Here is a 12,706-nt window from a genome sequence, read left to right as displayed (position 1 = left end):
CACGAAACGGAGATCGAAATGGGTTATCAACAGGGTCTGAGCGGCCTCGCCGGTGCCTCGAACGCACTCGACGTGATCGGCAACAACATCGCGAACGCGAACACGGTCGGCTTCAAGTCGAGCACCGCGCAGTTCGCCGACATGTACGCGAACTCGGTCGCGACGTCGGTCAACACGCAGATCGGCATCGGCACGTCGCTGAATGCCGTGCAGCAGCAGTTCGGCCAGGGCACGATCAATACGACGAACTCGTCGCTCGACGTCGCGATCAACGGCAACGGCTTCTTCCAGATGTCGAACAACGGCGTGACGACGTACTCGCGCGACGGCACGTTCCAGCGCGACAAGAACGGCTTCATCGTCGACTCGCAGGGCCGCAACCTGATGGGCTACGCGGCCAACGCGGGCGGCGTGATCAACACCGCGCAGACCGTGGCGCTGCAGGCGCCGACGACCAACATCGCACCGACCGCGACGACCAAGATCACCGGCCAGTTCAACCTGAACTCGCAGGACAAGACGCCGACCAAGACGCCGTTCGACCCGACCGACAACACGACGTACAACTACTCGACGTCGATCCAGGTGTACGACTCGCTCGGCGGTTCGCAGGCGGTCAACATGTACTTCGTGAAGTCGTCGGCCGGTACGTGGGAAGCGTACGCGGGCGTGCAGGGCGCCGCGACGGCGACCGACCTCGGCACGGTCACGTTCGATACGTCGGGCGCGATCAAGAGCACGACGACGGGCACGCCGCCGACGCCGACCACGTCGCTCGGCCAGTTCCAGTTCACCGTGCCGAACACCGACGGCTCGGCGACGCCGCAAAGCCTCACGCTCGACCTGACCGGCACCACGCAGTACGGCGGCAAGGACGGCGTGAACAACCTCGCGCAGAACGGCTATGCGAGCGGCACGCTGACGACCTACTCGATCGGCGCCGACGGCAAGCTGACCGGCAACTACTCGAACGGCCAGACCGCCGTGCTCGGCCAGATCGCGCTCGCGAACTTCAACAACCCGAACGGGCTGGTGAACCTCGGCGGCAACCAGTACGCGGAAACCTCCGCATCGGGCGTGCCGCAGATCTCCGCGCCGGGCAGCACGAACCACGGCACGCTGCAGGGCAGCGCGCTCGAAAACTCGAACGTCGACCTCACGTCGCAGCTCGTCAACCTGATCACCGCGCAGCGCAACTACCAGGCCAACGCGCAGACGATCAAGACGCAGCAGACCGTCGACCAGACGCTCATCAACCTGTAAGCGCGGATAACCGGCAGCCATGGACCGACTGATCTACACGGCGATGACGGGCGCGTCGCAGTCGCTCGACCAGCAGGCGATCGTCGCGAACAACCTCGCGAACGCGTCGACGACGGGCTTTCGCGCGCAGCTCGCGACGTATCGCGCGGTGCCGATGAATTTCGGCGACGGCAGCAACGTCGACCCGACGACGACGCGCACCTACGTGCTCGCATCGACGCCCGGCGCGGATTACGCACCGGGCCCGATCACGCGCACCGGCAACCCGCTCGACGTCGCCGTGCAGGGCGCCGGCTGGCTGTCGGTGCAGGTGGCCGACGGCAGCGAGGCGTACACGCGCGCCGGCAACCTGCACGTCGACGAGAACGGCCAGCTCGTCAACGCGAGCAACCTGCCGGTGATCGGCAACGGCGGCCCGATCTCGGTGCCGCCGAACGCGGAAGTGACGATCGGCAAGGACGGCACGGTGTCCGCGCTGATGCCGGGCGATCCGCCGACGGCCGTCGCGATCGTCGACCAGATGAAGCTCGTCAATCCCGATCCGGCCACGCTCACGCGCGGCAACGACGGGCTGTTCCGCACCGCCGACGGCAATCCGGCCGACGCCGACCCGAACGTGGTCGTCACGCCGAATTCGCTCGAAGGCAGCAACGTCAACCCGGTGACCGCGATGGTCGCGATGATCGACAACGCGCGCGCGTTCCAGCTTCAGTCGAAGCTGATCCAGACGGCCGACCAGAACGAGCAGTCGGCGAACCAGCTGCTCAACTTCAGCTGAGCGCCCGCGCCAGCCCACGCAGGAGAATCGACAAGTGAACCGTTCGCTCTACATCGCCGCCACCGGCATGAATGCGCAGCAGGCGCAGATGGACGTGATTTCGAACAACCTCGCGAACACCAGCACGAACGGCTTCAAGGCGTCGCGCGCGGTATTCGAGGATCTGCTGTACCAGACCATTCGCCAGCCCGGCGCGAATTCGACGCAGCAGACCGAGCTGCCGTCGGGCCTGCAACTCGGCACCGGCGTGCAGCAGGTCGCGACCGAGCGCCTGTACACGCAGGGCGGCCTCACGCAGACCGGCAACTCGAAGGACGTCGCGATCAACGGCGCGGGCTTCTTCCAGGTGCTGATGCCGGACGGCACCAACGCGTATACGCGCGACGGCTCGTTCCAGACCAACGCGCAGGGCCAGCTCGTCACGTCGAGCGGCTACCAGGTGCTGCCGGCGATCACCGTGCCGCAGAACGCGCAGTCGCTGACGATCGGCAAGGACGGTGTCGTGTCGGTCACGCAGCCGGGCTCGAGCAACGCGGTACAGATCGGCTCGCTGCAGATCGCGACCTTCATCAACCCGACCGGCCTCGAGGCGAAGGGCGAGAACCTGTTCGCGGAAACGACGTCGTCGGGCGCGCCGAACGTGTCGCAGCCGGGGCTGAATGGCGCGGGCGTGCTCAACCAGGGCTACGTCGAGGCGTCGAACGTGAACGTCGTGCAGGAACTCGTCAACATGATCCAGACGCAGCGTGCCTACGAGATCAACAGCAAGGCCGTGACGACGTCCGACCAGATGCTGCAGACCGTCACGCAGATGAAGAGCTAACCGGAAAGTCCCGCCGTCGCCATGAAGCAGGTCCGCCTCCTCCCGTCAGCCCCCGTCCGCGCAGCCTGCGCGGTCGCGGTGGCGGCGCTCGCCGGTTGCGCGCAGATTCCGCGCGATCCGATCATCCAGCAGCCGATGACGGCGCAGCCGCCGATGCCGATGTCGATGCAGGCGCCCGGCTCGATCTACAACCCGGGCTACGCGGGGCGGCCGCTCTTCGAGGATCAGCGGCCGCGCAACGTCGGCGACATCCTGACGATCATGATCGCGGAGAACATCAACGCGACCAAGTCGTCGGGCGCGAACACGAACCGGCAGGGCAACACCGACTTCAACGTGCCGACGGCCGGCTTCCTCGGCGGGCTGTTCGCGAAGGCGAACCTGTCGGCCACCGGCGCCAACAAGTTCGCGGCGACCGGCGGCGCGAGCGCGGCGAACACGTTCAACGGCACGATCACGGTGACCGTCACCAACGTGCTGCCGAACGGCAACCTCGTGGTCAGCGGCGAGAAGCAGATGCTGATCAACCAGGGTAACGAATTCGTGCGCTTCTCGGGCGTCGTCAACCCGAACACGATCTCGGGCGCCAACTCCGTCTACTCGACGCAGGTCGCCGACGCGAAGATCGAATACTCGTCGAAGGGCTACATCAACGAAGCCGAGACGATGGGCTGGCTGCAGCGCTTCTTCCTCAACATCGCGCCGTGGTGATGACGATGCAGACGACCCCGATCCGCCGCCTGTCGGCCCGCGTGCAAGCCGCCGCGCGGCTCGCCGTCGCGTTCGCGGCCGTGGCCGCGGCCTGCGTGTTCGGCGCGGCGCCCGCGCAGGCGGAACGCCTGAAGGACCTCGCGCAGATCCAGGGCGTGCGCGACAACCCGCTGATCGGCTATGGCCTCGTCGTCGGCCTCGACGGCACGGGCGACCAGACGATGCAGACGCCGTTCACGACGCAGACGCTCGCGAACATGCTCGCGAACCTCGGCATCTCGATCAACAACGGTTCGGCGAACGGCGGCCCGTCGTCGCTGAACAACATGCAGCTGAAGAACGTCGCGGCCGTGATGGTGACGGCCACGCTGCCGCCGTTCGCGCGGCCGGGCGAGGCGCTCGACGTGACGGTATCGTCGCTCGGCAACGCGAAGAGCCTGCGCGGCGGCACGCTGCTGCTCACGCCGCTGAAGGGCGCGGACGGGCAGGTGTACGCGCTCGCGCAGGGCAACATGGCGGTCGGCGGCGCGGGCGCCAGCGCGAACGGCAGCCGCGTGCAGGTGAATCAGCTCGCGGCCGGCCGGATCGTCGGCGGCGCGATCGTCGAACGCGCGGTGCCGAACGCGATCGCGCAGATGAACGGCGTGCTGCAGCTGCAGCTGAACGACATGGACTACGGCACCGCGCAGCGGATCGTGTCCGCGGTCAACTCGAGCTTCGGCCCGGGCACCGCGACGGCGCTCGACGGCCGCACGATCCAGCTCGCGGCGCCGGCCGATTCGGCGCAGCAGGTCGCGTTCATGGCGCGGCTGCAGAACCTCGACGTGAGTCCGGACAAGGCCGCGGCGAAGGTGATCCTGAACGCGCGCACCGGTTCGATCGTGATGAACCAGATGGTCACGCTGCAGAGCTGCGCGGTCGCGCACGGCAACCTGTCGGTCGTCGTCAATACGCAGCCGGTCGTGTCGCAGCCGGGGCCGTTCTCGAACGGGCAGACCGTGGTGGCGCAGCAGTCGCAGATCCAGCTGAAGCAGGACAACGGCGCGCTGAAGATGGTGACGGCCGGCGCGAACCTCGCCGACGTCGTGAAGGCGCTGAACACGCTCGGCGCGACGCCGGCGGACCTGATGTCGATCCTGCAGGCGATGAAGGCGGCCGGCGCGTTGCGCGCCGACCTGGAGGTCATCTAAATGGCAGCGAACCTTCCGAACGCGAACGACCTCACGCAGCGCTTCGCGCTCGACGTGCAGGGTTTCGATGCACTGCGCGCGCAGGCGAGGCAGTCGCCGCAGGCCGGCGCGAAGGCGGTCGCGGGCCAGTTCGACGCGATGTTCACGCAGATGATGCTCAAGAGCATGCGCGACGCGTCGCCGGACGGCGGCCTGTTCGATTCGCATACGTCGAAGATGTACACGTCGATGCTCGACCAGCAGCTCGCGCAGCAGATGTCGACGCGCGGGATGGGCGTCGCCGACGCGCTGATGAAGCAGCTGCTGCGCAACGCCGGCGCCGGTGCCGGCAGCGACACGGCGGCCGACGTGGGCGCCGGCGCGGGCGGCCTGGGGGCGGCCGGCTTCGGCACGGCCGGCAACGAAGGCAGCCTCGCCGCGATGAACGCGATGGCGAAGGCTTATGCGAACGCGGCGAACAACGGCGGGCTCGCCGGCGCGCGCGGCTATTCGGCCGGCAGCGCGCTGACGCCGCCGCTGAAGGGCGCGAGCGGCGTGCAGGACGCCGACGCGTTCGTCGACCGGCTCGCCGGCCCCGCGCAGGCGGCCAGCGCGACGACCGGCATCCCGGCGCGCTTCATCGTCGGCCAGGCCGCGCTCGAGTCGGGCTGGGGCAAGCGCGAGATCCGCGCGGCCGACGGCTCGACCAGCTACAACGTGTTCGGCATCAAGGCGAACAAGAGCTGGACGGGCCGCACGGTGTCGGCGCTGACGACCGAATACGTGAACGGCACGCCGCGCCGCGTGGTCGCGAAGTTCCGGGCGTACGACTCGTACGAGCACGCGATGACCGACTACGCGAACCTGCTGAAGAACAACCCGCGCTACTCGGGCGTGCTCAGCGCGAGTCGCAGCGTCGAAGGCTTCGCGCACGGGATGCAGAAGGCCGGTTACGCGACCGACCCGAACTACGCGAAAAAGCTGATCTCGATCATGCAGCAGATCGGCTGACGGCCCGCGCCCGGTTGCGCCGGAAACGGGCGCCCGCCGCCCTCCGCTCGCCCCTTTCGGACCGCGCCCGGCAACTCGCCGCGCGCGGTTTCAACGTTTGCGCGAAAAAATTCGCCAATTCGATCTAAACTTTCGGTCAGCACTGCCGCTAAGTGTGAGAGACCTGTGACCGGGCTCGTGATCTGGCCCGGTTTTACTGCGCACCGGTTGTCCGGGCGCTCATGACAAGAAAGACCGGCTAGCCATGAATATCGAAACGTCGACGGACCCCAGCCTGGATGCAGGCCACTCCGGGCCCGACTATGCCCGCCGCAATCCGCTGGAAATCGGCGTGCAGCTGCGCAACCTCGTGAACCGCGGCGATTTCCTGACCGTCCAGTACCCGGGCGGCCAGCTCGTCACGCGCCTGCTCGAGGTCGATGTCGGTGCGCGGACGTTCACGTTCGACTGGGGTGCGCTGTCCGAGCAGAACGCCGGCATCCTCGGCGCGTCGCATTGCACGTTCGCGGCTTCGCCGGAGGGCGTGCGCGTCGAATTCACCACGGGCACGCCGCGCGAGACGCGCTTCGAGGGGCTGCCCGCGTTCGTCGCCGATTTCCCCGACGTGCTGGTCTGCATCCAGCGCCGCGAATATTTCCGCGTCGACGCGCCGATCGTCGATCCGTTCCTGTGCCGCGGCAAGCTGCCGGACGGCGAGAGCTTCCTGTTCGAGGTGCATAACCTGTCGCTCGGCGGCGTGGGGCTGCGCACGGCCGACGAACGCGTCGAGGCGCTCGAGGTCGGCACGCTGCTGCCGGACGTCGAGCTCGAGCTGACCGGCCACGGCAAGCTGTCGCTCGACCTGCAGCTGGTGTCGCAGCGCTCGACGCAGATGCCGAACGGGTCGCGGCGCTACCAGCTCGGCTTTCGCTACATGTCGCTGCCGGGTAGCGCGGAAAACACGCTGCAGCGGCTGATCACGCAGCTCGAAATGAAGCGCCGCTCGCTCGCGCGGGCCTGACGCGCCCGCGGCCGCCGGCCTTGCCCGGCGCGCCCCGCGACCCGCCGCCGGCCCTGCCCGCCGGACGCTTCGACCGGCGACGCGCACGCGCGCGTCGCGCGTGCATTTTTTCCTCAATTTTTTCGATCGGCGGCCGTTATACCGGGAGTCACGCAACCCGGCGGCCGCAGCGCGGCCGGCTCATCAGGATCGCGCATGTCCAACACACTCATGAACCTCGGCGTCAGCGGCCTGAATGCCGCGCTCTGGGGCCTCACGACGACCGGCAACAACATCAGCAACGCCGCGACGCCCGGCTATTCGGTCGAGCGGCCGGTCTATGCCGAAACGAGCGGCCAGTACACGGGCAGCGGCTACATGCCGCAAGGCGTGAGCACCGTCACCGTGCAGCGCCAGTACAGCCAGTACCTGAGCGACCAGCTGAACACCGCGCAGACGCAGGGCGGCGCGCTGTCGACGTGGTACACGCTCGTCGCGCAGCTGAACAACTACATCGGCAGCCCGACGGCGGGGATCTCGACCGGGATCACGAGCTACTTCACCGGGCTGCAGAACGTCGCGAACAACGCGTCCGACCCGTCGGTGCGCCAGACCGCGATCAGCAACGCGCAGACGCTGGCCAACCAGATCAACGCGGCCGGCCAGCAGTACGACGCGCTGCGCCAGAGCGTGAACACGCAGCTCACCAGCACCGTGTCGCAGATCAACTCGTACACCGCGCAGATCGCGCAGCTGAACCAGCAGATCGCGGCGGCGAGCAGCCAGGGGCAGCCGCCGAACCAGCTGATGGACCAGCGCGACCTCGCGGTGTCGAACCTGTCGGGCCTCGCCGGCATCCAGGTCGTGCGCAACGACAGCGGCTACAGCGTGTTCCTGGCGGGCGGCCAGCCGCTCGTCGTCGCCGACAAGAGCTACCAGCTCGCGGCCGTCACGTCGTCGTCCGATCCGAGCGAGCTGACCGTCGTGTCGCAGGGGATCGCCGGCGCGAACCCGCAGGGGCCGAACCAGGCGCTGCCCGATTCGTCGCTGTCGGGCGGCACGCTCGGCGGCCTGCTCGCGTTCCGCAGCCAGACGCTCGATCCCGCGCAGGCCCAGCTCGGCGCGATCGCGACCAGCTTCGCCGCGCAGGTCAACGCGCAGAACGCGCTCGGCATCGACCTGTCGGGCAACCCGGGCGGCAACCTGTTCACGATGCCGTCGCCGACCGTGTACTCGAACCAGGGCAATACCGGCAACGCGTCGTTGTCCGTGTCGTTCGCGAACGCGTCGCAGCCGACGACGAGCGACTACACGCTCTCGTTCGACGGTACGAACTACACGCTGACCGACCGCGCGAGCGGCGCGGTGGTCGACCAGAAGGCGGGGCCGATGCCGGTCTCGCTCGGCGGGCTGAATTTCTCGACCCCGTCCGGCGCGATGAACGCCGGCGACAAGTTCACCGTGCTGCCGACGCGCGGCGCGTTGAACGGCTTCGGCCTCGCGACGACGAGCGCGTCGGCGATCGCGGCCGCGTCGCCGGCCGTCACGTCGGCGGCGAGCACCAACACCGGCACCGGCAAGATCACGCTCGGCGGCGTGACCGCGGGCTACCAGGTGCCGACGACCAAGCTGACCTACGACGCGACGGCGAAGACGCTGACGGGCTTCCCGGTCGGCACCACGGTGACGATCGGCACCACGCCGCCGACGTCGGTCACGATCAACAACCCGACGGACACCGTCCCGTACGACCCGGCGGCCGGCGCGACGCTGACGATGTCGGGGACGGCCGCGGGCGCGCTCAACGGCGTGAGCGTCACGCTGTCCGGCGCACCGGCGACCGGCGACTCGTTCACGATCGGGCCGTACGCGGGCGGCACCAGCGACGGCTCCAACGCGCTCGCGCTGTCGAAGCTGGTCAACGCGAAGGCGCTCGGCAACGGCACGACGACACTCACGGGCGCGTATGCGAGCTACGTGAACGGCATTGGCAACACGACGACCCAGCTGAAATCGTCGAGCGCCGCGCAGACCGGGCTGATCGGCCAGATCACCGAGGCGCAGCAGTCGGTGTCGGGCGTGAACCAGAACGAGGAAGCGGCCAACCTGATGCAGTATCAGCAGCTCTACCAGGCGAACGCGAAGGTGATCCAGACGGCGGCGACGCTGTTCCAGACCGTGCTCGGCCTGTTCAACTGACCGGATTCGAGGAATAGAAGCGATGCGGATTTCCAGCGCCCAGTTCTTCCAGCTGAACGTTTCCCAAATGAACGACCAGCAGGCCCAGCTCGCGCAGCTGTATCAGCAGATCTCGAGCGGCGTGAGCCTGCAGACGGCGGCCGACAACCCGGCCGGCGCGGCGCAGGCCGTGCAGCTGTCGATGACGTCGGCGACGCTGTCGCAGTACGCGACCAACCAGAACACCGCGCTCGCGTCGCTGCAGGCCGAGGACCAGACGCTGCAGAGCGTGAGCAGCGTGCTGACGAGCGCGCAGACGCTGCTCGTGCGCGCCGGCGACGGTTCGTTGTCCGACAGCGACCGCTCGGCGCTCGCGACGCAGCTGCAGGGTTACCGCGACCAGTTGATGACGCTCGCGAACACCAACGACGGCGCGGGCAACTACCTGTTCGCCGGTACGAAGAATTCGGCGGCGCCGTTTTCGACGACGCCGAGCGGCAGCGTCACCTATGTCGGCGACACGGGGACGCGCCAGGTACAGATCGCCGATTCGAGCACCGTGGCGCAGGGCGACACGGGCGCGGCCGTCTTCATGTCGGTGCCGGCGATCGGCAGCTCGCCGGTGCCGTCGGCCGGCGCGGGCAACACGGGCACCGGCACGATCGGCGCGGTCACGGTGACGAATCCGTCGATCGCGACGAACGGCCATCAGTTCTCGATCACGTTCGGCGGCACGGCCGCCGCGCCGACCTACACGGTGACCGACAATTCGGCCAGCCCGCCGACCACCACGCCGGCGCAGGCCTATTCGGCGGGCTCGGCGATCTCGCTCGGCGGCGGGATGACGGTGGCCGTATCGGGCACGCCGGCCGCCGGCGACACGTTCGCGGTCTCGCCCGCGCCGCAGGCGAGCGGCGGCTCCGACGTGTTCTCGACGCTCGACGCGATGATCTCGGCGCTGAAGACGCCCGTGACGGCGAATGCGGTGGCGGGCGCGGCGCTGAAGAATGCGCTGATGACCGGCTCGACCAAGCTCGGCAACACGATGCGCAACGTCACGACGATCCAGGCATCGGTCGGCGGCCGCGAGCAGGAAGTCAAGGCGATGCAGGCCGTCAACCAGACGGCGTCGCTGCAGACGACCAGCAACCTGTCGGACCTGACCAGCACCAACATGGTCACGACGATCAGCCAGTACCTGCAGGTGCAGAACGCGCTGACCGGCGCGCAGAAGGCCTACGTGCAACTGCAGAACATGTCGCTGTTCCAGTACATCAACCCCTGATGCACCGCGCGCCGGCGGCGATGTGAGCGCACGCTTACGTCCGCGCCGGCGCCCTCCGCCGCCCGCGTGCCCCGCGCGGGCGGCCGCTTCGCCGGGCCGCGCGGCCGCGCACCGGTCCGCGCGGGCGGGACACTACGTCACACGCCCATCAGCCGCGCGTGCCGGCGCGCTTGCCAGCCCCATCTCCGCTCCGTAAACTCGCGCCAGATTCCAGACCGGCGCATCCCAGGCAGCCGGCGACCGACAGGAGCCCTTTCCCCATGTCCGATTCCTACTTCCCGCGCTGGCGGGTCCAATCGACCGGCGCGGCATCGCGCGTGGTCGGCCCCGACGAACGCCTGGCGTGGCCGCAGATGATCGCGATGGGCGTGCAGCACGTGGTCGCGATGTTCGGCTCGACCGTGCTCGCGCCGCTGCTGATGGGCTTCGACCCGAATCTGTGCATCTTCATGTCGGGCATCGGCACGCTGCTGTTCTTCGTGCTGGTCGGCGGCCGCGTGCCGAGCTACCTCGGCTCGAGCTTCGCGTTCATCGGCCTCGTGATCGCGGTGACGGGCTACGGCGGCAGCGGCCCGAACCCGAACATTCCGGTCGCGCTCGGCGGGATCGTCGCGTGCGGCGTCGTCTACGTCGCGCTTGGCGCGCTGGTGCAGGCGATCGGCACGCGCTGGATCGAGACGCTGATGCCGCCGGTCGTGACCGGCGCGGTGGTCGCGGTGATCGGGCTGAACCTCGCGCCGATCGCGGTCAAGGGCGTCTCGGCGTCGACCTTCGATTCGGTGATGGCGCTCGTCACGGTGCTGTGCGTCGGCGGCGTCGCGGTGTTCGCGCGCGGGATGATGCAGCGCCTGCTGATCCTCGTCGGGCTCGCGATTGCCTACGCGATCCATGCGATCGCGACCAACGGGATGGGCCTCGGCAAGCCGATCGACTTCTCGATCGTCGGGCAGGCCGCGTGGTTCGGCGTGCCGGCCTTCCGCGCCCCGGTGTTCGACCCGCACGCGATGCTGATGCTCGCGCCGATCGCGGTGATCCTCGTCGCCGAGAACCTCGGCCACATCAAGGCCGTCAGCGCGATGACGGGGCACAACCTCGACCGCTACGTCGGCCGCGCGTTCATCGGCGACGGCCTCGCGACGATCGTGTCGGGCAGCGTCGGCGGCACGGGCGTCACGACGTACGCGGAGAACATCGGCGTGATGGCCGTCACGCGGATCTACTCGACGCTGGTGTTCGCGCTCGCCGCCCTGATCGCGATCGGGCTCGGCTTCTCGCCGAAATTCGGCGCGGTGATCCAGACGATCCCGGGCCCCGTGCTCGGCGGCGTGTCGATCGTCGTGTTCGGGCTGATCGCGGTGACGGGCGCGCGGATCTGGGTCGTCAACAAGGTCGACTTTTCCGACAACCGCAACCTGATCGTCGCGGCCGTCACGCTCGTGCTCGGCGCCGGCGACTTCTCGCTGAAGTTCGGCGGCTTCGGCCTCGGCGGGATCGGCACCGCGACGTTCGGCGCGATCATCCTGTATGCGATCCTGCGCAAGGAAAAGGAACCGGGCCCGGTGGTCTGACCGGGGACGGGCGGCGCGCTGCCGCCCGCCGGCGCGCCTTCACGCGCCGGTATTCGACTGCGCCTGCAGCCACGCGCAGAACTGCGCGACGAGCGGATCGTCGGCCGGCGCGTGCGGCGTGATCCACCAGTAGCTGCGCGTCGCGATGCGCGGCCCGGCCAGCGGCATCACGAGCCGTCCGCTCGCGAGCTCGTCGTCGATCAGCGGCAGCGGGCCGAGCGCGACGCCGAGCCCGTCGACGGCGGCCTGCAGCGCCAGGTAGAAGTGGTCGAACGACTGCCGCTTGCGCCCCTTCATCGTCACGCCGGCCGCCGCGAACCAGTCGCGCCAGCCTTCCGGCCGCGTATCCGAATGCAGCAGCACGTGCCGCGCGAGATCGTCCGCGCGGGTAATCGGCGCGCGCCTGAGCAGCGCCGGGCTGCAGACCGGGATCACGCTTTCGTCGAGGAAGTGGCCGCTCGTGCAGGTCGGCCAGTGGCCGGGGCCGCGGCGGATCGCGACATCGAAGCCGTTCAGCGTGTCGAGCGGCGCATTCGACGTCGACAGCTTCAGCTCGACGTTCGGCACGTCGCGCTGGAACCGCGACAGGCGCGGCAGCAGCCATTTCATCGCGAAGGTCGGCAGCGCGTTGATGCGCAGCACGCGCGCCGCGCCGGTATGGCGCAACTGCTCGGTCGCGTGCGCGATGCTGTCGAACGCCGCCCGCACGGTGTCCAGGTAGCGGCGGCCTTCGTCGGTGAGCTTCACGCGCTTGCCGTGGCGGTGGAACACCGGCTTGCCGAGCCACGCCTCGAATCCGGCGATCTGCCGGCTGATGGCACCATGGGTCACATGCAGCTCGTCGCCGGCGGCGCTGAAGCTTTCATGTCGTGCCGCGGCTTCAAAGGCCCGAAGCGCGGAAAAGGGCGGGAGATCGCGTGCCATGCTTGTGATTCTAGATC

Annotated in this window: 11 protein-coding genes; 10 read left to right on the top strand and 1 reads right to left on the bottom strand. The window is 68.8% G+C overall.

Translation table 11 applies throughout. The features are described from left to right. Positions 1 to 18 precede the first annotated feature (18 nt). From flgE to AC0KUR_RS16885, 10 genes are all read left to right on the top strand, one after another. Positions 19 to 1,263 carry a flagellar hook protein FlgE gene (gene flgE / locus AC0KUR_RS16930; protein ID WP_034190312.1) on the top strand — a complete coding sequence of 415 codons (1,245 nt, stop codon included), beginning with the start codon at positions 19 to 21 and terminating at the stop codon, positions 1,261 to 1,263. A 19-nt stretch (positions 1,264 to 1,282) separates the two neighbouring features. Further along, positions 1,283 to 2,041 (top strand): flagellar basal-body rod protein FlgF, encoded by a 759-nt coding sequence (gene flgF, locus AC0KUR_RS16925; RefSeq protein ID WP_034190313.1) that lies wholly within the window; start codon positions 1,283 to 1,285, stop codon positions 2,039 to 2,041. A gap of 34 nt (positions 2,042 to 2,075) precedes the next feature. Then, on the top strand, positions 2,076 to 2,864 hold the full coding sequence (gene flgG, locus AC0KUR_RS16920; RefSeq protein WP_006477564.1) for a flagellar basal-body rod protein FlgG: 789 nt from the start codon (positions 2,076 to 2,078) through the stop codon (positions 2,862 to 2,864). A gap of 21 nt (positions 2,865 to 2,885) precedes the next feature. Next, complete coding sequence (gene flgH, locus AC0KUR_RS16915) at positions 2,886 to 3,575, top strand: flagellar basal body L-ring protein FlgH (RefSeq protein WP_034190314.1); 690 nt, start codon at positions 2,886 to 2,888, stop codon at positions 3,573 to 3,575. A 5-nt stretch (positions 3,576 to 3,580) separates the two neighbouring features. After that, entirely contained in the window at positions 3,581 to 4,765 is a 1,185-nt protein-coding gene (locus AC0KUR_RS16910; protein ID WP_034190346.1) for a flagellar basal body P-ring protein FlgI, read from the top strand. After that, a complete protein-coding gene (gene flgJ, locus AC0KUR_RS16905; RefSeq protein ID WP_034190315.1) occupies positions 4,766 to 5,755 on the top strand; it encodes a flagellar assembly peptidoglycan hydrolase FlgJ in 990 nt (329 codons plus the stop codon). 244 nt (positions 5,756 to 5,999) lie between these two features. Further along, positions 6,000 to 6,755, top strand: coding sequence for a flagellar brake protein (locus tag AC0KUR_RS16900; protein ID WP_034190316.1), 756 nt, complete (start codon positions 6,000 to 6,002; stop codon positions 6,753 to 6,755). Positions 6,756 to 6,950: 195 nt separating this feature from the next. Further along, entirely contained in the window at positions 6,951 to 8,933 is a 1,983-nt protein-coding gene (gene flgK, locus AC0KUR_RS16895; protein WP_473376200.1) for a flagellar hook-associated protein FlgK, read from the top strand. A gap of 22 nt (positions 8,934 to 8,955) precedes the next feature. Beyond that, on the top strand, positions 8,956 to 10,197 hold the full coding sequence (gene flgL, locus AC0KUR_RS16890; protein WP_034190318.1) for a flagellar hook-associated protein FlgL: 1,242 nt from the start codon (positions 8,956 to 8,958) through the stop codon (positions 10,195 to 10,197). Between the two features lie 260 nt (positions 10,198 to 10,457). Next, on the top strand, positions 10,458 to 11,765 hold the full coding sequence (locus tag AC0KUR_RS16885; protein WP_049031340.1) for a solute carrier family 23 protein: 1,308 nt from the start codon (positions 10,458 to 10,460) through the stop codon (positions 11,763 to 11,765). 39 nt (positions 11,766 to 11,804) lie between these two features. Here the strand turns inward: AC0KUR_RS16885 and AC0KUR_RS16880 are convergent, their stop codons facing one another. Then, positions 11,805 to 12,689 (bottom strand): transcriptional regulator GcvA, encoded by an 885-nt coding sequence (locus tag AC0KUR_RS16880; RefSeq protein WP_034190320.1) that lies wholly within the window; start codon positions 12,687 to 12,689, stop codon positions 11,805 to 11,807. Positions 12,690 to 12,706: the final 17 nt, after the last annotated feature.

The organism is Burkholderia sp. YHN3-13 (assembly GCF_055810675.1).
The sequence above is the reverse complement of the archived record's forward strand: the minus strand, read 5'-3'. Positions and strand labels throughout refer to the sequence as shown.